Consider the following 23859-nt stretch of genomic DNA (forward strand, 5'->3'; position numbering starts at 1 on the left):
CTTTTTTTATGCATTCTTATGTTACAATAAACTGATTGAGTCGATATAGGTATAGATGTATACTAATAAATATAATTCTTGTGGAGGACCATATGTTAGGTAGAAAAAAAGAACCGAAGATGACGAAGGACTTACCTTTACATATAGCAATGATCATGGACGGCAACGGGCGGTATGCCCAGATGAAGAAACGGCCGCGTGTACATGGTCATTATGAAGGTATGCAGAATGTAAAACGTATCACGAGACATGCCTCTGATATAGGGATAAAATATTTGACACTGTATGCATTTTCAACCGAAAATTGGAGCAGACCAAGCTCTGAGGTGAGTTATCTGATGAAGCTCCCGGGTGATTTCCTCGGGACGTTTTTACCCGAACTCATCGAAAAGAATGTTAAAGTGACGGTAATAGGCAATTTGGAAGGCCTGCCGAAGCATACGATCAAAGCGGTGATGAAAGCGGTGGATGAAACTGCGGACAATACGGGGCTGAACCTCATATTTGCGCTCAATTACGGGGGCAGGGATGAACTCATCCAGGCTTTCAGGGCGATGCACGAGGACATCAACGGCGGGCATCTTTCACTTGAAGCGTTGAATGATGAAACCGTCGGCCGTTATCTCATGACTGCACCGGCGCCGGACCCGGAAATGATCATCAGGACAAGCGGGGAATACCGGCTGAGCAACTTCCTGCTCTGGCAGTCTTCCTACAGTGAACTTTTTTTCACCGACACATTGTGGCCTGAATTCTCCGCAGAGGAAATGGACGAACTGATAGAACAGTACAGAAGGCGTGACAGACGTTTTGGCGGACTGAACGATAAGGAGGAATAAGTGTGAAGACAAGGACGATTACTGCTGTCATAGCATTGCTGATTTTCATTCCCATCATCATCATCGGCAGCTGGCCGATGCTCATTACAGTCTATCTTCTTGCTCTGACCGCTTTGTACGAGATACTGAAGATGAACCGTATACATATATTTTCCATCCCGGGCATACTTTCTTTGATCGCCTTATCGATCATCCTCCTGCCCCGGGCAGACTACCCGTTCCTCCCCATGGTCACTGACGCGCAGATTGATATGATCATCGTCATGGCGCTTCTTATGCTGAGTTTCACCGTCATCAGCAAGAACCGGTTCACATTCGTGGATATGGGTTTCTGCGTGCTTGCGGTCGCATACATCGGCATCGGGTTCATGTACTTTTACGAGACGAGGGAAGCCGGCCTCATCTTCATCCTGTATGCACTTCTCATCGTATGGATGACGGATACAGGTGCTTATTTATCGGGCCGTGCATTCGGCAAAAGGAAACTGTGGCCGCAGATCAGCCCGAACAAGACGGTGGAAGGCTTCATCGGCGGGATCCTGTCGAGTGTGCTGCTTGCAATCATATTCAGCGTATTCGGCCTGCTTGATCACCCGAATGTGATACTGCTGATCATTTATACGATGATACTGAGCGTGGCGGGACAGCTCGGCGACCTTGTCGAGTCCGCTCTGAAACGCCATTTCGACGTCAAGGATTCCGGCAGCCTGCTGCCGGGCCACGGCGGTGTGCTGGACCGTTTCGACAGTTTTATATTTGTTTTGCCACTGATGAATATACTGCCATTGGTGAGCTGAGTTTAATGGAGTGTGGAACATGAAGAAGATTTCAATACTGGGAGCGACAGGGTCCATCGGGACACAGGCGATCGAGGTGCTGAAGGACAACCCGGACCGTTTCGAACTTGAAAGCCTGTCAATCGGGCGCAATGTGGACGGACTGCGTGAGATACTCGCATCCATCACCCCGAAGATGGTCTCCGTAATGGATGAAGGCGACAGGAAAGCACTTCAGTCGGAGTACCCGACAATCGAGTTCATAAGCGGGGAAGAAGGGCTCCTCGCCGTCGCCGCAGATGACAGTGATATGCTCCTCACTGCAATCATGGGCAGCGTCGGCCTCGGTCCCACGCTTAAGGCGATCGAGATGGGCAAGGACATTGCGCTTGCAAACAAGGAGACGCTTGTTGCTGCAGGAGAGATCGTGATGCAGAAGGCGAGGGCGCACAATGTGAACATCCTCCCCGTGGATTCGGAACATTCCGCAATCTTCCAGTGCTTAAGGGGAGAATCCCCCTCCGAGATCAAACGGCTCATCATCACCGCGAGCGGCGGTTCATTCAGGGATCTTTCAAGAGATCAGCTGGATGATGTGACGCTTGCCGATGCACTGAACCATCCGAACTGGGCGATGGGCAAGAAGATCACGATCGACTCCGCCACCATGATGAATAAAGGGCTCGAAGTCATCGAGGCGAAATGGCTGTTCGATCTCGACATCGATAAGATCTCCACGCTCCTCCACAGGGAGAGCACGATACACTCGATGGTCGAGTTCGTGGACAACAGCATCATCGCACAGCTCGGCAATTCGGATATGAAAGGGCCGATCCAGTTCGCCTTCAGTTATCCCGAACGCCTGCCGATGGACAACCCGCTCGATCTCAACACGCTCACCCAGCTGAACTTCAAACCGATGGATTTCGACCGTTTCAGGATGCTGAAGCTTGCATATGAAGCGGTTGAAACCGGCGGTACGATGCCCGCGGTCATGAACGCAGCGAACGAGTATGCCGTGGACCGTTTCCTGAAAGGTGAGATTTCTTTTCTTGATATAGAAAAGATAGTAGAATTACGTATGAACGCACATGAAGTGATCGATGAACCTGATTTGGAAACGATCCTTTATTATGATGAAATATTTAAATCGGACATGAGGTGATAGATTTGACCGGCATTTTAGCTTTTATAGTCGTATTCGGTGTGCTGGTCACTGTTCACGAACTTGGCCACCTGATAGTTGCAAAACGTGCAGGTATAATGTGTCCCGAGTTTGCCATCGGAATGGGACCAAAGATTTTTTCCTATAAATTCAATGACACCGTCTATACCATCCGGCTGCTGCCGGTGGGCGGCTATGTCAGAATGGCCTCCAGCGATATGGAGATCAACCCCCTGAACCCCGGAATGCGCGTCCAGCTGAAATTGAACGACCTCGGTGAGATCACCCACGTCCTGCTAGATGATAAGCACAACTTCAATGACATAGAGGAAGTAGAAGTGGTCGAGGCGGATATCCGGAAGGCCATGAATGTAAGAGCCGTGCGTACATACGACGATGTTGAAACTTCATATAAAATCGCACATGAAGCTTATTTCGTTCAGGATTCCGAGCTTGAGCGCATTGCACCGGCATCTGCGCGCTTCGAATCGAAATCCGTCATGGCGAGGTTCTGGACTTTATTTGCAGGACCTTTGATGAACTTTGTACTGGCATTCGTATTATTCACCCTCCTGTTCTACATCAACGGCAAGCCGTCCGATGAACCGGTTGTCGGCGTCGTCGCCGAAGATACACCCGCTGAAGAGGCGGGGCTCGAGGAAGGGGACCGCCTGCTTGAGATCAACGGCACCGAAGTAGAGAACTGGGACCATATGTCCGCGATCATCCAGCAGGAAGGCGGATCGGAACTTGATATCACCGTTGAAAATGACGGTGATGTGAGGGAAGTCGAAATGACCCCGATGGTTGAGGAGACCGAACTGCCCGATGGCGAAGTGGTCGAACGGCTGATCATCGGCATAGGCCACGACTTTGAAGAGGGCGTCATCGCACCGCTGTGGTGGGGCGTCCAGCAGACATACGAGATGGGCACGCTGATATTCGAACTTGTCGTGCAGCTGTTCCTGAGCATTTTTGAAGGTACATTCTCCTTCGATATGCTGAACGGACCGGTCGGCATATATGTGGTGACGGAGGAAGTCGCATCACAGGGCCTCCTTGTGCTGATGAACTTCACGGCTGTGCTGAGCGTCAACCTCGGCATCATGAACCTGCTGCCGATACCGGCACTCGACGGCGGACGCATATTGTTCGTCCTGTACGAAGGCATATTCAGAAAACCGCTCAATAAAAGGGTGGAACTCAACATACAGCTTGCAGGCGTATTATTCGTATTAGTCATCATGGTGCTTGTCACCTGGAACGACATCAAAACATTTTTCCTATAGGAGTGAGTCACATGAGACAGTCACAAATGTTTATCCCGACTTTAAGAGAGACACCGCAGGATGCTGAGAGCCTCAGCCACCGCCTGATGCTGAAGGCGGGGATGATCAAGCAGATGGCGAGCGGGATCTACACATACCTGCCGATCACAAGGCTTGTACTGCACAACATAGAGAAAATCGTCCGCGAAGAGATGAATAAGATCGGCGGCGTTGAGATTCATATGCCCGTGCTGCACCCGAAGGAGTTGTGGGAGGAGTCCGGGCGCTGGGATGCGTACGGCAATGAACTGATGAGGATGAACGACCGCCACGGCCGTGAATTCGCACTCGGGCCGACGCATGAGGAAATGATCGTGGCCCTCCTCAGGGATGAACTCAGGAGCTATAAGAAGCTGCCGCTCACGCTCTACCAGATCCAGACGAAATTCCGCGATGAACTCCGTCCGAGGTACGGGCTGCTCCGCGGCAGGGAGTTCATCATGAAGGATGCCTATTCGTTCCATACGGATGATGCATCACTTACGAAAACGTACAATGACATGTATCAGGCATATGAGAACATCTTCTCACGCATGGGCCTGAACTACCGTGCGGTCGAAGCGGATTCCGGCGCGATCGGCGGCAGCCATACGCATGAATTCATGGCGCTTGCCGACATCGGTGAAGATACGATCGCCTATACCGAAGAGAGCGATTATGCGGCGAACATCGAAAAAGCCGAATGCCAGCCGGTTGAAAAATCGACGGATGCGGAAAAGGCACTCGAAAAAGTTGAGACACCGGGTGTCACAACATGCCAGTCACTGGCGGACCATCTCGGCATCCCGCTGCATGAGACGACGAAGACGATGGTCGTCAAGATCAACGGTGAGTTCCTGATGATCCTCGTGCGCGGCGACCAGGAGCTGAACGATGTCAAAGTGAAATCTTTCTTCAATGCGGAGGAAGAGATCGAATTTGCGACCGAAGAGGAAATCGTGCAGCACTTCAATGCCACACCGGGCAGCCTCGGTCCTGTCAATACGGAGATCCCGGTCTACCTGGATTATCAGGTGGATGCGATGGTGAACTATCCGACAGGGGCTAATGAAACCGGCCATCACTATATCAATGTGAACCACACGAGGGACTTTGAAGTGCGGGGCACCGGGGACTTCAGGTTCATCAACGAAGGTGAGACCGCACCGGACGGCAGCGGACCGGTCAGGTTCATGAAGGGCATCGAAGTCGGCCAGGTGTTCAAGCTCGGGACGAAGTATTCCGAATCCATGGGACTGAACGTGCTGGATGAGAACGGCAGAAGCGTGCCTGTCATGATGGGCTGCTATGGCGTGGGTGTCTCAAGGACGCTCTCTGCAATAATCGAGAGCCACCATGACGAGCGCGGCATCATATGGCCGAAGTCAGTGACACCATTCGATGTCCATATCATCACGGCGAACACAAAGGATGAGACGATCCTGAATGCTGCTGAAGCGCTTTATGAATCGCTGCAGGAAAAATACAGGGTTCTGTATGATGACCGCAATGAAAGGGCCGGCGTCAAGTTCGCCGATTCGGACCTCATCGGCCTCCCTTACCGCATAGTCGTCGGACGCGGCGCGAAGGACGGCATGGTCGAAGTGAAGCGGCGTACGGATAAAAAAAGTGAAGATGTCGATATTGCTGATGTTTTAAAGTTCATAGATGAAAATTGATGCATCCGGCCGGCAAAACAGGTTTAGGAGTGTTGTGAATGCAAGGGCATGAGCAGTTTAAAATATTATTATCACAGGCGAATATAGAAATGAATGAGCACCTCACAAGTGGGGTGCTCAAAAAAATCGTTGTGGACGATGAACAGAGGATATTCCACTTCCAGCTGCACTTTGAAAAGCTGATTCCCGCGTCACTCAGGCTTTTATTGATCGACAGTATCAAAAAGGCATTTGCGGATATTGCGGATGTCAGAGTGACTTTGACGAGCGATCATTTTTCGGATGACAATGTGATCGATTATCTGGAGGATATCCTGCTGCATCTCGGGATCAATGATAATGTCAGATACCAGCTTTTGAACTGTAAGAAGGAATACAGGGACGGCGTGCTGATCTTCAATGTGCAGAATGAGATCACAAGATCCCATTTCAACAAGCACGTCAATGGCAACCTGAAGGCGGCCTACCATGAATTCGGCATGGCGATCGGGGATATAGAGTTTGCAGTGGATGCGCATCTTGATGCCGAGAAGCGTGAGAATCTTGAGAACCGCCTGCAGGAGGAGAAGACGGAACTCGTCCAGAATTTCATTTCGCATCAGGAAGAGATGAAGGAGCAGCAGAACAATGATGCCGGAGCGGTTGAGAAGCAGATCGGCAAATACGTCGGATTCGACGGTGTGAGACCGCTCAACAACATCATCGATGAAGAGTTCAATGTGAAAGTCGAAGGCGTCATCTTCGATAAGGACATCAAAGTGCTCCGGACGGGCAGGCAGATACTGAACATCAAGATCACCGACTACAGTGACTCGATCAGCGCCAAAATGTTCTCAAGGAACAACAAGGGCGATGAAGCCGTATTCGATGCACTCAGCGAAAATGACTGGGTGATCATCGAGGGCAACGTCGAATACGATGATTTCGTAAAAGACCTCGTTTTGAACATCAAAAACCTGACGGCGGTCAATAAACCGCCCGCCCGCGACCCGATGGAAGAAAAACGTGTGGAGCTCCATCTGCATTCTGCAATGAGCCAGATGGACGGACTGAATAATATCGGTGAATTCGTGAAAAGGGCGAAGGACTTCGGCCATAAGGCGATCGCGGTCACGGACCACAACAACGTCCAGGCCTTCCCGGATGCGTATTATGCATCGCTCGACACCGGTGTGAAAGTCATATTCGGCATGGAAGGCCTCCTCGTCGATGACGGGGCGGACATCGCATACAATCCCCAGGACATCGACCTTGAAGATCATGAATTCGTCGTCTTCGACGTGGAGACGACGGGACTGTCCTCCAAATATGATAAGATCATCGAACTCGCGGGCGTGAAAGTGAGGGGCGGCGAGATCATCGACCGTTTCGAGGCTTTCAGCAACCCGGGAGAGCCGCTGACGGAGACGATCAAGGAAATCACCGGCATCACGGATGATATGCTCACCGGTGCACCGCCCATCAGTGAAGTGATCACCGACTTCAAGGAATGGGTCGGTGATGCCATATTCGTTGCGCATAATGCAAGCTTTGATATGAGCTTCATAGAAGCGGCCTATCAGAAGGAAGGGCTCGGCAGCTATCAGAACGGCGTCATCGATACGCTCGAGCTGTCACGGACGATCAACACCGACTTCAAAAAGCACGGGCTGAACATCCTCGCCAAAAAGTACAATGTCGAACTGACGCAGCATCACCGTGCAATCTATGATGCGGAGGCCACCGCCTATATATTCATCAAGATGCTTTACCAGCTGAAGGAACTTGGTGTGACCAATCATATGGAAATCAACGAGAAGCTCATGAGCGAGGAGGCATACAAGCGTGCAATGCCTTCCCATGCCACGCTGCTCGTAAAAAACCAGACGGGGCTCAAAAACCTCTTCAAGATCGTGTCGTATTCACTGACGGACCACTTCTACAGGATGCCGAGGATCCGTAAAAACGTCCTCGAGAAGCACCGGGAAGGCATACTGGTCGGCAGTGCATGCGATCAGGGCGAAGTGTTCACCGCAATGATGCAGAAACCTTATGAGGATGCAAAGAAGGTTGCGGAATTCTACGACTATCTCGAAGTGTTCCCGAAGCCGCTCTACAGAAGGCTGCTCGACAGGGAGATCGTGAGGAGCGAGGAGACGCTTGAGGAAATCATCCGAAACATCATCAAGGCAGGAGATGAACTCGGCAAACCGGTCGTTGCGACGGGGAATGTGCATTACCTCGATGAATCGGATAAACTGTGCCGTGAAATCCTGGTCAAGAGCAACCCGGGGAACCCGCTCAGCCGGGGCAACCTGCCGGATGCGCACTTCCGTTCGACGGCGGAGATGTATGAGGACTTCAGCTTCCTTGATGAAGCGACGCGGCGGAGGATTGTGATTGACGCGCCGAACGACCTTGTGGACAGCATCGATGTCGTAAAACCGATCAAGGATGACCTCTTCACGCCGAATATAGAAGGTGCGAATGACGAGATCAGGGACATGAGCTACAGCAATGCCAAAGCGCTGTACGGGGAGGACCTGCCCGCCATCGTGGTGGAGAGGCTTGAAAAAGAGCTTGAGAGCATCATCGGCAACGGGTTCAGCGTCATCTACCTCATCAGCCAGAAGCTCGTCAAGAAGTCACTGGATGACGGCTATCTCGTGGGTTCCCGCGGTTCCGTGGGATCGAGCTTTGTAGCGACCATGACGGAAATCACCGAAGTGAACCCGCTGCCGCCGCATTATATATGCCCGGGCTGCAAGGAGACGGAGTTCTTCACGGACGGGAGCGTATCTTCAGGCTACGACCTTCCGGACAAGTCATGCGAAAAATGCGGCGCCCCGCTCATCAAGGAGGGGCAGGACATCCCGTTCGAAACGTTCCTCGGATTCAAGGGGGACAAGGTTCCGGACATCGACTTGAACTTCAGCGGTGACTATCAGCCGAAGGCGCACAACTATACAAAAGAACTGTTCGGTGAAGACTATGTCTTCAGGGCGGGGACGATCGGCACCGTCGCCGAGAAGACGGCCTACGGTTATGTTAAGGGCTATATGAATGACCATGGCATCACGCGCCGTGGTGCTGAAATCGACCGTCTTGTAAAAGGGTGTTCCGGAGTGAAGCGGACGACCGGACAGCATCCGGGCGGCATCATCGTGGTGCCCGACCATATGGATATATTCGACTTCACACCGATCCAGTATCCGGCCGATGACATCGAAGCGGAATGGAAGACGACCCATTTCGACTTCCATTCGATAGACAACAACCTGCTTAAGCTGGATATACTGGGCCATGACGACCCGACGATGATCCGCATGCTGCAGGACCTCTCGCATATCGATCCGAAGACGCTTCTGACGGATGACCCCGAGACGATGAGCCTCTTCAGCTCGCCGAAAGCGCTCGGCGTCACGGAAGATGACATCATCTGCAAGACGGGGACGCTCGGGGTGCCGGAATTCGGCACCGGATTCGTCCGGCAGATGCTGGAGGACACGAAGCCGTCCACGTTCAGTGAGCTCGTGCAGATTTCCGGACTCTCCCACGGTACGGACGTATGGCTCGGGAACGCCCAGGACCTGATCCGCAGGGGGACGTGCGACTTATCCAACGTCATCGGCTGCCGTGATGACATCATGGTGACGCTGATGTACAAAGGACTGGAACCATCACTCGCCTTCAACATCATGGAGAAGGTGAGGAAGGGGAAGGGCCTGACCGAGGAGCATGAAGCGGCGATGCGGGAGAACGGCGTCGAGGAATGGTATATAGAATCCTGCAAGAAGATCAAATACATGTTCCCGAAAGCCCACGCTGCAGCGTATGTTCTGATGGCGGTGCGCATCGCGTACTTCAAAGTGCACTATCCGCTCTATTACTATGCGAGCTACTTCACCGTCAGGGCGTCGGACTTCGACCTTCTGACGATGGTGAAGGATAAATCCACCATCCGCCACAAAGTCAAAGAGATGAACAGCAATTTCCACGAGCTGTCGAAAAAGGAGAAAGATACGCTGGTCGTACTCGAGATCGTGAACGAGATGGCGCACAGAGGGTTCAAGATGCACCCCGTGGACATCGACAAGTCCGACGCCTTTGAATTCAAGCTCACAGAAGATGGCCTCATCCCGCCGTTCATCGCGGTGCCGGGGCTTGGGGCGAACGTTGCGAAACGCATCGTCGCCACACGGGAAGAGGAGCCGTTCATTTCCAAGGAGGATCTGAACAAGCGTGCCGGCGTCGCACAGAAAGTGGTCGAATACATGACCGAACTCGGCACACTCGACCACCTCCCGGACAAAGCACAGCTGTCCATCTTTGACCTGTGATGTAAAGTTGCATAACAATTTGAAATATGGTAACATGGTTAATGATATTAATACTCATGCACAAGGAGAAGAACGGGTCCGCCCGTTCTTTTCTTACGTTTAAAGGAGGCGATTTTGGCATGAATCATACTGAGCAAAAAGTTTTCGACAATGCTGCACCGGTGCTGGAAGCACTCGACTACAAGCTCATTGAAGTGCAATACGTCAAAGAAGGTAAAGATAATTTCCTGAGGCTCTATCTTGATAAAAAGGGCGGCATAACGCTTGAGGATTGTGCTGCGGCCAGTGAAGTGATCAGTGAAAAGCTGGATGAGTGGGATATTGTCAAAGGGGCTTATTTTCTGGATGTCTCCTCGCCCGGAGCCGAGCGTCCGATCAAAAATGACGATGACCTGGAGATGACCCTGGACAGCGGCATTTATGTGAAGACCTATCAGCACATCGACGGCGAAAAAGAGTGGACGGGCATATTGAAATCATACGATCAGGACACTGTGACTGTTGAATATAAAGACAAGACCAGGAAGAAGACCGTCACGATTGACCGTGAAAAAATCGCCACTTTAAGAAAAGCAGTACTAATCTGATCGGAGGAGATAAATTGTGAATCAGGAATTATTGAATGCTATGGACTATCTTGAAAAAGAAAAGAGCATTCCAAGGGAAATATTGATAGAGACGATCGAAGCCGCGCTTCTGACCGCCTATAAAAAGAACTACACACAGCATAAAAATGTCAAAGTTGATTTGAACATCACCAACGGCAGCTACCGTGTGATATCCCGGAAAGATGTGGTGGAGGAAGTCGAGGATCCGACGGCTGAAGTGGACCTTGAAACTGCCCGCACAGTCAACCCGGCTTATGAGATCGGCGATCCGTACGATGAAGATGTCACGCCGAAGGACTTCAACCGCGTCGGCGCACAGGCCGCAAAGCAGGCGGTCATGCAGCGTCTCCGCGATGCGGAACGCGGCATACTGTATGAAGAATTCATCGACAAGGAAGATGAAGTGATGACCGGCCTGATCGACAGGGTGGATCACCGCTTCGTCTATATCCAGCTCGGCCGCACGGATGCCGTCCTGAGCGAGTCGGAAAGAATGCCGAACGAGGTTTATAAGCCGAATGACCGCATCAAGGTGTATGTCAATAAAGTCGAGCAGACGACGAAAGGTCCGCAGATTTTCGTATCCCGGACACACCCGAATCTGCTGAAGCGCCTCTTTGAGAAGGAAGTGCCTGAAATCTATGACGGCACCGTTGAAATCATGAGTGTGGCACGTGAAGCGGGTGAACGTTCGAAAATCAGTGTGCATGCTGAAAATACGGACGTCGATGCCGTCGGTTCATGTGTCGGCGCAAGAGGTGCGAGGGTTGAAGCAGTCGTGAATGAACTGTCGGGCGAGAAGATCGACATCGTCCTCTGGGACAGCGACCCTAAAGTATTCGTCAAAAACGCCCTGAGCCCATCGCAGGTCGTCGACGTGCTTGTTGATGAGGACAACCAGTCCACAGTCGTCATCGTACCGGACAACCAGCTCTCGCTCGCCATCGGTAAAAGAGGGCAGAACGCAAGACTCGCGGCGAAGCTGACAGGATGGAAAATTGATATTAAAAGTGAATCCGATGCCGTTGAAGAAGGCATCATCGAACAGGACTAAAAATATTAATTTCAGCGGGTGATAACATGGCAAGAAAAGTTCCACTCAGAAAATGCATTCTGACAAATGAAATGTATCCGAAAAAAGAACTGCTCCGTATCGTGGTCAACAAGGAGAACGAAATCTTCGTCGACCCGACCGGCAAAAAGAACGGACGGGGCAGCTATGTCGTAAAAGACCTGGAAAAAGTGGAAGCAGCAAGAGAAAAGAAAGTGCTGGAAAGAAAGTTCGGGATGTCCGGTGAAGTGCTGGATCCGATCTACGACGAAATCATCAGGCTCATATACCGGGAGGACATCCCGAAACGATGAATGATAAAATACTGAATCTGCTGGGTCTGATCGTCAAGGCAAACAAGCTTGTAAATGGTGAGGAACGGACATTGGAAGCAGTCAGGAACAGTCAGGCGAAAGTGGTCTTCCTGGCCAGTGATGCCGGCAGATCCACTGCAAAGACGATTTCCGACAAAGCGCGGTACTACAATGTCCCCGTCATCGACAAATATAACAAAAATGAACTGAGTGCAGCTACAGGGAGTGAAAACCGTGTAGTCCTCGCAGTCACAGATAAAGGTTTTGCAAAAAAATGCATCGACCTTCTCGAGAAAGGAAAGTGATTCAATGAGTAAAATCCGAATCCATGAATACGCCAAAAACAACAATCTGACAAGTAAAGAAGTGATGGAATTCCTGCGCAAAGAAGGTGTGGAAGTCAGCAGTCATATGCGTTCACTTGAAAGCAATGAAGTCACCCTTCTGGATAAGCACTTCAGCAAGACAAGCAAAAATGACAAGCAGGGTAAAAAACCTCAGAACAACAATAATCAGCAGAAGAACAACCAGAACAACAAACAAAAGAACAGCAGCCAGAAAAATAACCCGGGCAAAAAGCAGAAGTCCGGCAAACCGGATAAAAATCAGCAGAAACAGGCTGAGCAAAAGCCTGTTGCCGCAAATGACGGCCAGTCTGCTGAAGAGAAGACATTCACTTATGAAGAAGGCATCACAGTGGGCGAACTGGCCGAAAAGATCGGAACCGACGCCTCAACCGTGATCAAAGACCTCTTCATGCTGGGTGTTGCAGCAAACATCAACCAGTCACTGGAAAAAGAGACTGTTGAACTGATCGCAGACAACTACGGCTTCACGGCCGAAGAAGAGACGCAGGAGGATGAAGCGGCCCTCGAAAACTATTTCGAGCTGGATGAAGCATCCCTCACAGAGGAAAGGCCGAGCGTCGTCACCATCATGGGACACGTCGACCACGGCAAGACGACACTCCTCGACTCGATCCGTGAGACGAAAGTGACGGCCGGCGAGGCCGGTGGCATCACCCAGCATATCGGTGCCTACCAGATCGAATCGGGCGGTAAAAAGATCACGTTCCTGGATACACCAGGACACGCGGCGTTCACTACAATGCGTGCACGCGGTGCGCAGGTGACGGACATCACGGTCCTCGTAGTCGCTGCAGATGACGGCGTCATGCCTCAGACGATCGAAGCGCTCAACCATGCCAAAGCTGCGGGTGTGCCGATCATCGTCGCGGTGAACAAAATCGACAAACCGACAGCCAACCCGGACCGTGTGATGACGGAACTCGGTGAACACGGCCTGTACCCGGAAGACTGGGGCGGCGACACGATATTCGTCCCACTTTCCGCATTGAGCGGCGACGGCATCGATGATCTCCTTGAGATGATCACCCTTGTCGGGGAAGTCGAAGAGCTGAAGACACAGAGCGACCGCCCTGCCATCGGTACGGTGATTGAAGCGGAACTCGACAAATCCAGGGGTCCTGCTGCATCACTTCTTGTACAGCACGGCACTTTGAAAGTCGGGGATTCGCTCGTAGTGGGCAACACATACGGTAAAGTGCGGGCAATGGTCAATGACCTCGGCCAGCGCATCAAGAGTGCGGGCCCTTCCACTCCTGTGGAAATCACGGGTCTGAATGACGTACCGCTTGCCGGCGACCGTTTCGTCGTGTTCGAAGATGATAAGAAAGCCCGTGCAATCGGGGAGTCGAGACAGACGGACAAAATCGTACGCGAACGTGAGCAGACACAGAAGGTCAGCCTCGATAATCTGTTTGAACAGATGAAAGAAGGGGAGACGAAAGACCTCAACATCATCATCAAAGGTGATGTACAGGGTTCAGTGGAAGCACTCAGTGCCTCCCTTCTGAAAATCGACGTCGAAGGCGTCAATGTCCGCATCATCCATACGGGTGTCGGCGCGATAAACGAATCCGACGTGACGCTTGCGAATGCTTCGAATGCGATCATCATCGGCTTCAACGTCCGCCCGGATGTCAATGCGAAACGTGCAGCCGAGCAGCAGAAGATCGACATGAGGCTCCACCGGATCATCTACAAGGTCATCGAGGAAATCGAGCAGGCCATGAAAGGTATGCTCGACCCAGAGTATGAAGAGCAGGTCATCGGCAATGTCGAAGTCAGACAGACGTTCAAAGTGTCCAAAGTGGGCACGATTGCCGGTTCTTACGTGACCGACGGCAAAATCACACGTGATTCAGGTGTGAGAGTCATCAGAGAGGGTATAGTCATTTATGAAGGCGAACTGGACACCCTTAAACGCTTCCAGGATGATGCAAAAGAAGTGACTGCAGGTTACGAGTGCGGCATCACGATCAAAAACTTCAATGACCTGAAAGAAGGGGACCAGATCGAACCTTATATCATGGTGGAGATCGAAAGGTGATTATATGTCCAACAGAAATGAAAGAGTAGCTGAAGAAATCAAGAAGGTCGTCAGCGAGGCTTTAAGGACGAAAGTTTCCGATTCGGATATCGGCATGGTCACGGTGACGGAAGTCGAAGTGACCAAGGAGCTTGAGAATGCGACCATTTATTACACTTCATTGAACGACAACAAAGAAGAGGTTGAAGCCGGGCTCAACCGTGCGAAAGGGCTGCTCCGCAGCGAAGTGGCGCGGGAGATCCGCCTGCGGAAAGCACCGGAACTGTCATTCAAATATGACACTTCAATCGAATACGGCAACAAGATCGAATCATTACTGCGTGACATTAAAGAAAAATAAAACAATGGCAAACCGGTCCGGTTTGCCATTTTACATATTACAGGTGATAAAATGTATAATGGTGTATTTCCGATATTCAAGGAAAAAGGCATGACGAGCCATGATGTCGTCTATAAAATGAGGAAGATCCTGCATATGAAAAAAGTCGGCCATACCGGCACACTCGACCCCGAGGTGACAGGTGTGCTGCCCGTCGTGGCCGGTGAGGGCACGAAACTCTCGGAGTTCATGCAGACGCGGGATAAATCCTACAGTGCGGAAGTGACCCTCGGAATCTCGACCGAGACCGAAGATGCACACGGGAAGATCATTGAAGAAAGCAATCCGGGCCCGATCCAGGATGAATTGATCGACCGGACGATCGAATCCTTTAAAGGGAGCTACCGTCAGCAGGTGCCGCTCTATTCCTCCGTGAAGGTGGACGGCAGGAAGCTCTATGAATATGCAAGGAAGAATCAGCCTGTCGAACGTCCCGTCAAAACCGTCTTTATCAAAGACATCATCCGTACAAGTGACATCATCCGGACCGACGACCGGATCAGCTTCAAAATCGATGTCACATGCTCGAAGGGGACCTATATCCGGACGCTCGCCGTCGACATAGGCCGCGCACTCGGCGTGCCGGCCCATATGTCGGACCTGGTACGCACAGGCTCCTGCGGCTTCGGCATCGAAGATACGGTGACGCTGGATGAACTTGCACAATTGCCGGAAGAAGGGAAGAAATCCTGCCTGAAACCGGTCAGGGAAATCGTTAAATCTGAAAATCTGCTGGAAATCAGTGACGCAGAATTACTTTTCAAAGTAAAGAATGGGCAGAAGCTGATCAAATCTGATATTATGGAAATGGTTAATGACAAAAACAAATATATCGTATTTTTGGATGAAGGTGTGCCGATCGGAATGTATCATCAGCACCCTTCCAAAGAGAATGAATTGAAACCATACAGAATGTTCAACAGACTATGATTAAGAGGCGATTTATATGGAGATTATACGGCTGAATGCTACAGATCCTATTGATATGAACGGCATCCAGGAGAATGCGACGGCGATCGGTTTTTTTGACGGCCTGCACCGCGGACATCTGAATGTCATCAAGAAAATGATGAAGATTGCGGAGGAGAAACAGTTGAAGAAGGCGGTCATGACTTTCGATCCCCATCCATCCGTCGTGCTCAACCCGAAACATCAGCGCACCACCTACCTGACACCGCTCGAAATCAAACTGGATATGCTTGAAGAGATGGGGGTGGACTATGTATTCGTCGTCAACTTCTCAAGCAACCTTGCAAAACTGGAGCCGGACGAGTTCGTCCAAAAGTACATCATCGGTGCAAAAGTCAAGGAGCTCGTTTCCGGCTTCGACTACACATACGGGAGGAAAGGGCAGGGCAACACCACAACCCTGAACAAATATGATGAATTCAATATGACCACCGTCGGGAAATACGCACTGACCGATGAAAAGGTATCGACGACGAGCATCCAGCATAAGCTCGCAGAAGGGGACCTGGAACAGGCCAATATCGAGCTCGGGCGCACCTATACGATCACCGGCGTGGTGGTGCAGGGTGAAAAGAGGGGGCGCACCATCGGCTTCCCGACAGCAAATATCGAGGCGAGCTATAAATATTTCCTGCCGAAAAATGGAGTGTATTCCGTCACGCTGAAAGTGCACTCGACGGGTAAAATCCATAAGGGTGTCGGCAACATCGGCGTCAAGCCGACATTTCATGACGACATCGTCAAACCCATCATAGAAGTGCATCTGTTCGATTTCAATGAAACCATCTACGGTGAAAGCGTCACAATCTACTTCCACCACTATCTCCGCCCCGAGGTCAAATACGAAGGCATCGGTCCGCTGGTGGAGCAGATGGAGATCGACCGGGAAAATGCAAAGAAATTACTTGAAGATATCGACTGAAGTATGTATACTTACCAGAGTACCTTATCTTGGCTGCAAGACACTCCAACTGCTGCTCGGATAAAGGTGTATCAATTATAAAAGGAGGCGTTTCTTTATGGCTATAACACAAGAACGCAAAAATGAACTGATTCAGGAATACCGTGTCCATGAGACAGACACAGGTTCACCGGAAGTGCAGATTGCTGTACTGACTGAGGAAATCAACTCATTGAACGAACACTTGAAGACACACAAAAAAGATCACCACTCAAGAAGAGGTCTTTTGAAAATGGTCGGCAGACGTAAACACCTGCTCACCTACCTTCGTGGAAAAGATGTTCAAAGATATCGTGACTTAATTGCCAAGCTTGGCTTGCGCCGTTAATCACCTATGGCATATCCCATCGGGATATGCCTTTTTTTATATATATTTCAAAGTAAAAGTGATATGATTATTATTAAGCAGTCACACTAAGGAGAGAAGATTAAAGATGACAGAATCTCAAAAAAAGATCTACAAAACGACAATGGGTAAACATGATTTGATCATTGAATACGGGGAGATGGCAAGGCAGGCGAACGGCTCTGTACTCGTCAGATACGGCGACACTGTCGTATTATCCACGGCAACGGCTTCAAAAGAGCCTAAAGATATCGGATTTTTCCCTTTGACGGTGGCTTATGAGGAGAAATTGTACTCCGTCGGAAAAATCCCGGGCGGGTTCAACAAGCGTGAAGGACGCCCGAGTGAGGAGGCGACATTGACAAGCCGCCTGATCGACCGTCCCATCAGACCTTTATTCCCGGATGGCTACAAAAGGGATGTACAGGTCATCTCCATGGTGTTTTCCGTCGATCCGGATGCATCACCGCAGATGGCTGCAATGCTTGGATCATCACTTGCCCTCGGCGTAAGCGACATCCCGTTCCAGGGACCGATCGCCGGCGTCACAGTCGGCCTGATCGATGGTGATTTCATCATCAACCCTTCGGAAGAGGAAATGGAAAAGTCGGAGCTTGATCTCCAGGTTGCAGGCACAAAAGACGCCGTCAACATGGTCGAGTCGAGTGCAAAGGAAGTGACGGAGGATGTCATGCTTGAAGGCATCCTGTTCGGTCATGAAGAGATCAGGAAGCTCGTCGAATTCCAGGAAGAGGTCATCGCCGACATCAGCCCTGAAAAGCATGGTGTGGACAGTCAGGAGGAAGACCTCGACCTGAGGAAAGACGTGGAGGAGAAAGTGCGCACGCACGGACTCTATGATGCGATCCAGGAAGTGGATAAGCAGACACGTGAAGAAGGCATCACCAATGCCAAAAACAGCATCCTCGACACCTTTGACGAAGCGGATGAAGATTATGAGGCGACGGTGAAAGAAGCGGGTGCCATCATCGATGAACTGCTCAAGGCAGAAGTGCGCAGGCTGATTACAGAAGAGAAAGTGCGCCCGGACGGCAGAAAGCCGGATGAAATCAGACCGCTTGATTCACAAGTCGGGCTCCTGCCGCGTGCCCACGGCTCGGGTCTGTTCACACGCGGACAGACGCAGGCGCTCTCCGTATGTACGCTCGGCGGGCTCGGTGAGTACCAGATCATCGACGGACTCGGTGCAGAAGATCAGAAACGCTATATGCACCAATACAACTTCCCTCATTTCTCCGTAGGTGAGACCGGACCGATCAGAGGCCCGGGACGCCGTGAAATCGGCCACGGTGCACTCGGCGAACGTGCGCTGCTGCAGGTCATCCCGGACGCGGAAGAGTTTCCGTACACGATACGGGTGGTATCGGAAGTGCTGGAGTCGAACGGCTCATCATCACAGGCTTCCATATGCGGTTCGACACTCGCCCTGATGGATGCGGGTGTGCCGATCAAGGCGCCGGTGGCCGGCATCGCCATGGGTCTGGTGAAGAAGGATGAAAACTACACGATCCTGTCGGACATCCAGGGCATGGAAGATGCACTTGGCGATATGGACTTCAAGGTGGCGGGCACCGAAAAAGGGATCACGGCGATCCAGATGGACATCAAGATCGACGGCCTCGATGAGGGCATCCTGAAAGAGGCGCTCGAACAGGCAAGGACCGGCAGGCTAGCGATTCTTGAGAATCTGACTGATGCAATCAGCGAACCGAGGGAGACACTGTCCCGCTATGCACCTAAAGTGGAAGTCATGAAAATCAATCCGGACAAGATCCGTGACGTCATCGGGCCGGGCGGCAAGAAAATCAACGAGATCATCGACGAGACGGGTGCTAAGCTCGATATAGAGCAGGACGGCACAGTCTTCATCGGCCACAGCGATCCGGAGATGATCAAGCGTGCAAGGGAGATCATCGAAGACCTCACGCGTGTCGCAGAAGTCGGGGAAGTGTATATGGGGGAAGTCAAGCGCATTGAGAAATTCGGTGCATTCGTCCAGATCTTCCCGGGCAAGGATGCACTTGTGCATATATCGAACCTGGATACGAAACATGTCAAAAATGTTGAAGATGTCACCACAATCGGGGATAAATTCCTCGTCAAAGTGACCAACATCGACAACCAGGGCCGCGTGAACGCTTCAAGGAAGGCACTGCTCGAAGACAAAAAGCAGGAGGACAAGAAATGATTTTCGATAAAATCATACTGGATGACAGGGAGTTCGAAGCCCGCGGCCAGATGAGGATCAAGGAAGCAAATGAAGTCAAGCTGATCTTCGAAGACCTGGACCTCGGCACTTATTTGAAGGAACTGCATTCCGCAGACAAAAACATCGGTCATCTGGTGATAAAGAATATAGAAGAAACAAGATACGACACTAAAGAAGTGTCGCTCACACACATTACGATTGACGGCAAGCATTATCATGCGACGTTCAAATGATTTTAGGAGGTAAAGATTTGAAGTCAGAAAACAAAGAGACAGGAAACGTCAAGATCATCCCGCTCGGCGGCGTCGGCGAAATCGCCAAGAACATGTACGTCGTCGAGGTGGATGATGAAATGTTCATTCTTGATGCAGGACTGATGTTTCCGGAAGATGAAATGCTGGGTGTCGATATCGTCATCCCGGACATTTCATATATAAAAGAGAATAAGAACAAACTGAAAGGCATCTTCTTAAGCCACGGCCATGAAGATGCGATCGGTGCGATACCGTACATCATCGGAGAGCTGAATGTACCGATATACGGATCGAAATTGACTTTGGCACTGGTGAAGGAGCGCCTGAAAGAAAAAGGCGTCAATAAAAAAATCAAATTCTACACGATCAACAGCAAGTCGAAAATGAAGTTCAAAAATGCGGAGATGGTCTTCTTCGAAGTCAGCCACAGCATACCCGATGCCTACGGTGTCAGCCTTGAAACGAAATACGGTTCCATCGTCTATACGGGGGAATTCAAATTCGATCAGAGCCTCAGCGGCGATTACCGCTACAACATGGCGAAGATGTATGAGATCGCAGGTGAAGACGGGGTGCTCGCCCTCATCAGTGATTCGACGGAGGCTGAAAAGCCAGGCTACAACACAGCGGAAAACCTCGTCGAAGAGCAGATCCTTGACGGTTTCCATAAGGCGGAGGGACGGATCATCGTCTCCTGTTACGCCTCCAACTTCGTCCGGATCCAGCAGGTGCTGACCAATGCGGCGAAGACGCGGCGTAAAGTCTCGTTTTTGGGAAGGACGCTTGAAAGCTCATTCAAGACGGCAAGAAACCTCGGATATTTCGATATACCGGAAGGCCTGCTCGTACCGAGCCATGAAATCAAGGATTATCCTAAAAATGAGATCGTGATCATCGCCACCGGCTCGCAGGGTGAGCCGATCGAGGCACTCGGGCAGATGTCGAGGGGCACGCATGATGTGACGAACATCATCGAAAGCGATACAGTGTTCATCCTGACGACGCCTTCATCCAATATGGAGGTCATCCTCTACAGTACGTTGAACGACCTGGTCAAGTCGGGTGCGAACGTCGTCACACCGTCACAGAACATCCACGCTTCCGGCCACGGCCTGAGCGAGGAACTGAAGATGATGCTGAATGTGATGAAGCCCAAGTATTTCATTCCGGTGCAGGGTGAGTTCAAGATGCAGATTGCACATGCCAAACTTGCAGCTGAAACCGGCGTGGCGCCTGAGAACATCTTCCTCCTTGAAAAAGGGGATGTCGCCTCATTCGACGGCAAAGAGATGATCAGTGCGGATAAAGTGACTGCGGGCAATACATTGATCGACGGCAGCGGTGTCGGCGATGTCGGGAACATCGTCCTGAGGGACCGCCGCCTCTTGAGCGAAGACGGCATCTTCATTGCGGTCGTCACGATCGATCCGGCTGCGAGGAAGATCATTGCAGGACCGGAGCTGCAGTCCCGCGGCTTCGTGTATGTAAAGAAGAGTGAAGATCTGCTGAAGGAAGCGGAGAGCCGCATCACTGACATCGTCAATGATGCGCTGGATGAAAAGAAGCTCGACTGGAGCACCATCAAACAAAGTATCAGAGATGATCTCGGAAAGTACTTATATGACAGTACAAAACGGCGCCCGATGATCATTCCGATCATTTCTGAAATATAAATCCTAATGAGACTGTCAGTAATGACAGTCTCATTATCAATCGAAAGAGGAGTTTTTATGACTTCAAAACGTAAAAAAAGTTCAACCCGTAAAAAGGGCAAAAAACAAAATAACAAAACGTATTATTCACTGATGACTTTTGCATTCATCGTGATAATATTGATTGCACTGTTAAGGCTGGGAGTGGTTGGTGCTTTTTTGGATGCCGTTATGGCTTACGTTTTAGGTGCAAGCCGTTACTTTACATATCTGGTGGCAGTTCTCGCGGGTGTCTATATGATGAGGGAACAGAAAGTGCCGTTCACCAGGCGTATGGGCGGCTATTTATTGTTCCAGTTCGGTCTCCTGTTCCTGCTGCATTCCGTCCTGTATTTGACGAATCAGCCGCGGACCGAAAACTACTACAGCTTCAATGAGATATTCACGGAAATCCGTGCATCCGCAAGTTCGGAGTTCTTTGGCGGCGGCGTGCTCGGGCAGCTGCTGTTCGCATTTTCATCGACGGGGATTTCATTGATCGGAACGCTGTTTTTAAGTCTTATCTTCATTTACTTCAGCATCCTCCTCATCACCAATAAAAACATCGCGGATTCACTGACCGCGCATACGAACAAACTGGTCGAAGGCCTGCGTATGGCGGCACTCGCCGCTGCGCGGCTGTCCATCAGGCTGTTCAATGCGGCAAAGGATGCTGTTCAGGCACTGTTCGACAATAAGAAGGTCGAAACGGCGCCGGCGGAGAAACCCCGTAAAAAGACCCGGAAAAATAAAGATCACAGTGCAGTGGAAGCGCCTGCAGGCACGGCTTTGGACGACACTTCCGTCCAAAACGCGCCGAAGACACTGGAAGCTTTTTCGGCCGATGAATCGATCATCGAGGATATGCACAGTTTCGAGCGTGAAAGCAGCATGAAAGTGGCCGAACAGCAGAAGGCGGAATCTGAAATCCGGGAGGAAGCAGAGGAACTTCAGCCGGATATCGCTTCTGGTATGGAGGATGAGCCTGCAGAAACTGTTTCCGGTGTGAGGGATGAGGCGCTTGAGATTGCGGAAGCAGAAGCGGAACCACAGCAGATCGAATATGAAAGTGAAGACTTCACCGATACGGTGGCCCCGGAAGCCGGGGAAGGGGAAGGCGAAATTGATGAGTTTGAAGACGAGGAGCTGAAGAAGCTCATCGAATACCAGCTGCCGTCACTGTCGCTTCTTGATGATGCGGAAGTGTCGGAGAAAGTCAGCAACAAGGAAGTGCTCAAACAGGGCAAGATCCTCGAAGAGACGCTGAAGAACTTCGGCGTCAATGCGAAAGTCTCAAAAATCAGGATCGGTCCCGCCGTCACCCAGTTTGAAGTTCAGCCGGACATCGGGGTGAAGGTCAGCAAGATCATCAACCTTCAAAATGACATCGCACTCTCCCTTGCCGCAAAGGATATCCGTATTGAAGCACCGATACCCGGGAAATCCGCAGTCGGCATCGAAGTGCCGAATTCCGTGATCAGCATGGTCACACTGAGGGAAGTGCTGAAGCGGAAGACATCGTCCAACCCGCTTGAAGTGGCGCTTGGAAAAGACATATCCGGTGCGCCGATACTTGCAGAACTCAATAAGATGCCCCACCTCCTCGTCGCAGGTGCGACAGGGAGCGGTAAATCGGTCTGCATCAACGGCATCATCGTCAGCCTTCTGATGAACGCGAAGCCGCATGAAGTCAAACTGATGATGATCGACCCGAAGATGGTCGAACTGAATGTATATAACGGCATCCCGCACCTGCTGAGTCCGGTTGTGACCAACCCGCAGAAGGCGAGCGATGCATTGAACAGGATCGTATCCGAAATGGAGCGCCGCTATGACCTGTTCTCCCATTCCCATACAAGGAACATCGAAGCTTACAACCAGTATCTGGAAAGGGAGAGCGAGAATCCCGAAAAGGTTCAGAAACTACCTTATATCGTGGTCATCATCGATGAGCTTGCGGACTTGATGATGGTCGCCTCCAAAGATGTGGAAGCAAGCATCACGAGGATTGCACAGATGGCGCGTGCTGCGGGGATCCATCTGATCATCGCAACACAGAGGCCGTCCGTCGATGTCATCACGGGGATCATCAAGGCGAACATCCCGTCACGTATCGCATTCAGCGTCAGCTCAAACACGGACTCGCGGACGATCATCGATACACAGGGTGCTGAAAAGCTGCTGGGCCGCGGGGACATGCTCTTCCTGCCCTCGGGCCGCTCCAAGCCGCTCAGGGTCCAGGGTGCGTTCCTGTCGGACAATGAGGTGCAGGATGTCGTCGAGTTCATAACATCCCAGATGAAGGCGAATTACGAGAAGTCCATCATGAATAAAACGCCCGCAAAAGAAGAAGTGGAATCCGAGGATGAATTATATCCGGATGCCAAGTGGTTCGTCATCGAAGAGCAGCGGGCAAGCGCCTCTCTCCTGCAAAGGCAGTTCCGTGTCGGCTACAACCGTGCAGCGAGGCTGATCGACGATCTGGAAGCGAACGGGGTCATAGGACCGGCAAGCGGCAGCAAGCCGCGCAACGTATTGGTTAAAAATGACGAGTGAGGA

The 23859-nt window shown here is 51.1% G+C and carries 19 protein-coding genes; all 19 read left to right on the forward strand.

Annotated elements, in window-relative coordinates; all coding sequences use genetic code 11:
* Window positions 1–92: 92 nt before the first annotated feature.
* The 19 genes from LPW40_RS01335 (at window position 93) to LPW40_RS01425 (ending at window position 23856) form a co-directional block, all read left to right on the forward strand.
* Entirely contained in the window at window positions 93–839 is a 747-nt protein-coding gene (locus LPW40_RS01335) for an isoprenyl transferase (RefSeq protein WP_230820445.1), read from the forward strand.
* 2 nt (window positions 840–841) lie between these two features.
* Window positions 842–1636 (forward strand): phosphatidate cytidylyltransferase, encoded by a 795-nt coding sequence (locus LPW40_RS01340; RefSeq protein WP_230820446.1) that lies wholly within the window; start codon window positions 842–844, stop codon window positions 1634–1636.
* A 19-nt stretch (window positions 1637–1655) separates the two neighbouring features.
* Window positions 1656–2780, forward strand: coding sequence for a 1-deoxy-D-xylulose-5-phosphate reductoisomerase (gene dxr, locus LPW40_RS01345; RefSeq protein ID WP_230820447.1), 1125 nt, complete (start codon window positions 1656–1658; stop codon window positions 2778–2780).
* A 5-nt stretch (window positions 2781–2785) separates the two neighbouring features.
* Complete coding sequence (rseP, locus tag LPW40_RS01350; protein WP_230820448.1) at window positions 2786–4069, forward strand: RIP metalloprotease RseP; 1284 nt, start codon at window positions 2786–2788, stop codon at window positions 4067–4069.
* 11 nt (window positions 4070–4080) lie between these two features.
* A complete protein-coding gene (locus LPW40_RS01355; RefSeq protein WP_230820449.1) occupies window positions 4081–5766 on the forward strand; it encodes a proline--tRNA ligase in 1686 nt (561 codons plus the stop codon).
* A 38-nt stretch (window positions 5767–5804) separates the two neighbouring features.
* Window positions 5805–10085, forward strand: a complete 4281-nt coding sequence (locus LPW40_RS01360; RefSeq protein WP_230820450.1) for a PolC-type DNA polymerase III — start codon at window positions 5805–5807, stop codon at window positions 10083–10085.
* Window positions 10086–10204: 119 nt separating this feature from the next.
* On the forward strand, window positions 10205–10672 hold the full coding sequence (gene rimP / locus LPW40_RS01365; RefSeq protein ID WP_230820451.1) for a ribosome maturation factor RimP: 468 nt from the start codon (window positions 10205–10207) through the stop codon (window positions 10670–10672).
* Window positions 10673–10685: 13 nt separating this feature from the next.
* Entirely contained in the window at window positions 10686–11747 is a 1062-nt protein-coding gene (gene nusA, locus LPW40_RS01370; protein WP_230821045.1) for a transcription termination factor NusA, read from the forward strand.
* A gap of 26 nt (window positions 11748–11773) precedes the next feature.
* Window positions 11774–12058, forward strand: coding sequence for an RNase P modulator RnpM (gene rnpM / locus LPW40_RS01375; RefSeq protein WP_230820452.1), 285 nt, complete (start codon window positions 11774–11776; stop codon window positions 12056–12058).
* On the forward strand, window positions 12055–12363 hold the full coding sequence (locus LPW40_RS01380; protein WP_230820453.1) for a L7Ae/L30e/S12e/Gadd45 family ribosomal protein: 309 nt from the start codon (window positions 12055–12057) through the stop codon (window positions 12361–12363). The genes rnpM and LPW40_RS01380 overlap by 4 nt, the downstream gene beginning before the upstream one ends.
* Window positions 12364–12367: 4 nt before the next feature.
* Window positions 12368–14470, forward strand: a complete 2103-nt coding sequence (gene infB / locus LPW40_RS01385; RefSeq protein WP_230820454.1) for a translation initiation factor IF-2 — start codon at window positions 12368–12370, stop codon at window positions 14468–14470.
* Window positions 14471–14474: 4 nt separating this feature from the next.
* A complete protein-coding gene (gene rbfA / locus LPW40_RS01390) occupies window positions 14475–14810 on the forward strand; it encodes a 30S ribosome-binding factor RbfA (RefSeq protein WP_097038356.1) in 336 nt (111 codons plus the stop codon).
* A 51-nt stretch (window positions 14811–14861) separates the two neighbouring features.
* Window positions 14862–15779, forward strand: coding sequence for a tRNA pseudouridine(55) synthase TruB (gene truB / locus LPW40_RS01395; protein ID WP_230820455.1), 918 nt, complete (start codon window positions 14862–14864; stop codon window positions 15777–15779).
* 16 nt (window positions 15780–15795) lie between these two features.
* Entirely contained in the window at window positions 15796–16740 is a 945-nt protein-coding gene (locus LPW40_RS01400) for a bifunctional riboflavin kinase/FAD synthetase (protein WP_230820456.1), read from the forward strand.
* A 97-nt stretch (window positions 16741–16837) separates the two neighbouring features.
* Complete coding sequence (rpsO, locus tag LPW40_RS01405) at window positions 16838–17107, forward strand: 30S ribosomal protein S15 (RefSeq protein WP_097038363.1); 270 nt, start codon at window positions 16838–16840, stop codon at window positions 17105–17107.
* A gap of 106 nt (window positions 17108–17213) precedes the next feature.
* Window positions 17214–19334, forward strand: coding sequence for a polyribonucleotide nucleotidyltransferase (gene pnp, locus LPW40_RS01410; RefSeq protein ID WP_230820457.1), 2121 nt, complete (start codon window positions 17214–17216; stop codon window positions 19332–19334).
* Window positions 19331–19588 (forward strand): hypothetical protein, encoded by a 258-nt coding sequence (locus LPW40_RS01415; protein WP_230820458.1) that lies wholly within the window; start codon window positions 19331–19333, stop codon window positions 19586–19588. The genes pnp and LPW40_RS01415 overlap by 4 nt, the downstream gene beginning before the upstream one ends.
* Window positions 19585–21282 (forward strand): ribonuclease J, encoded by a 1698-nt coding sequence (locus LPW40_RS01420; RefSeq protein WP_413775979.1) that lies wholly within the window; start codon window positions 19585–19587, stop codon window positions 21280–21282. Before LPW40_RS01415 ends, LPW40_RS01420 begins: the two co-directional genes overlap by 4 nt.
* A gap of 57 nt (window positions 21283–21339) precedes the next feature.
* Window positions 21340–23856, forward strand: coding sequence for an FtsK/SpoIIIE family DNA translocase (locus LPW40_RS01425; protein ID WP_230820460.1), 2517 nt, complete (start codon window positions 21340–21342; stop codon window positions 23854–23856).
* The last annotated feature ends 3 nt before the right edge of the window (window positions 23857–23859 follow it).

The organism is Salinicoccus halitifaciens (genome assembly GCF_021026095.1).
Taxonomy (GTDB): Bacteria; Bacillota; Bacilli; order Staphylococcales; family Salinicoccaceae; genus Lacicoccus; species Lacicoccus halitifaciens.

What these genes read in the sequence shown, in the direction of transcription:
- LPW40_RS01335 (WP_230820445.1), top strand. Translation starts at nt 93, where the DNA reads ATGTTAGGTAGAAAAAAAGAACCGAAGATGACGAAGGACTTACCTTTA.
- dxr (WP_230820447.1), top strand. Translation starts at nt 1,656, where the DNA reads ATGAAGAAGATTTCAATACTGGGAGCGACAGGGTCCATCGGGACACAG.
- LPW40_RS01355 (WP_230820449.1), top strand. Translation starts at nt 4,081, where the DNA reads ATGAGACAGTCACAAATGTTTATCCCGACTTTAAGAGAGACACCGCAG.
- LPW40_RS01360 (WP_230820450.1), top strand. Translation starts at nt 5,805, where the DNA reads ATGCAAGGGCATGAGCAGTTTAAAATATTATTATCACAGGCGAATATA.
- rimP (WP_230820451.1), top strand. Translation starts at nt 10,205, where the DNA reads ATGAATCATACTGAGCAAAAAGTTTTCGACAATGCTGCACCGGTGCTG.
- rnpM (WP_230820452.1), top strand. Translation starts at nt 11,774, where the DNA reads ATGGCAAGAAAAGTTCCACTCAGAAAATGCATTCTGACAAATGAAATG.
- LPW40_RS01380 (WP_230820453.1), top strand. Translation starts at nt 12,055, where the DNA reads ATGAATGATAAAATACTGAATCTGCTGGGTCTGATCGTCAAGGCAAAC.
- infB (WP_230820454.1), top strand. Translation starts at nt 12,368, where the DNA reads ATGAGTAAAATCCGAATCCATGAATACGCCAAAAACAACAATCTGACA.
- rbfA (WP_097038356.1), top strand. Translation starts at nt 14,475, where the DNA reads ATGTCCAACAGAAATGAAAGAGTAGCTGAAGAAATCAAGAAGGTCGTC.
- truB (WP_230820455.1), top strand. Translation starts at nt 14,862, where the DNA reads ATGTATAATGGTGTATTTCCGATATTCAAGGAAAAAGGCATGACGAGC.
- LPW40_RS01400 (WP_230820456.1), top strand. Translation starts at nt 15,796, where the DNA reads ATGGAGATTATACGGCTGAATGCTACAGATCCTATTGATATGAACGGC.
- rpsO (WP_097038363.1), top strand. Translation starts at nt 16,838, where the DNA reads ATGGCTATAACACAAGAACGCAAAAATGAACTGATTCAGGAATACCGT.
- pnp (WP_230820457.1), top strand. Translation starts at nt 17,214, where the DNA reads ATGACAGAATCTCAAAAAAAGATCTACAAAACGACAATGGGTAAACAT.
- LPW40_RS01415 (WP_230820458.1), top strand. Translation starts at nt 19,331, where the DNA reads ATGATTTTCGATAAAATCATACTGGATGACAGGGAGTTCGAAGCCCGC.
- LPW40_RS01420 (WP_413775979.1), top strand. Translation starts at nt 19,585, where the DNA reads ATGATTTTAGGAGGTAAAGATTTGAAGTCAGAAAACAAAGAGACAGGA.
- LPW40_RS01425 (WP_230820460.1), top strand. Translation starts at nt 21,340, where the DNA reads ATGACTTCAAAACGTAAAAAAAGTTCAACCCGTAAAAAGGGCAAAAAA.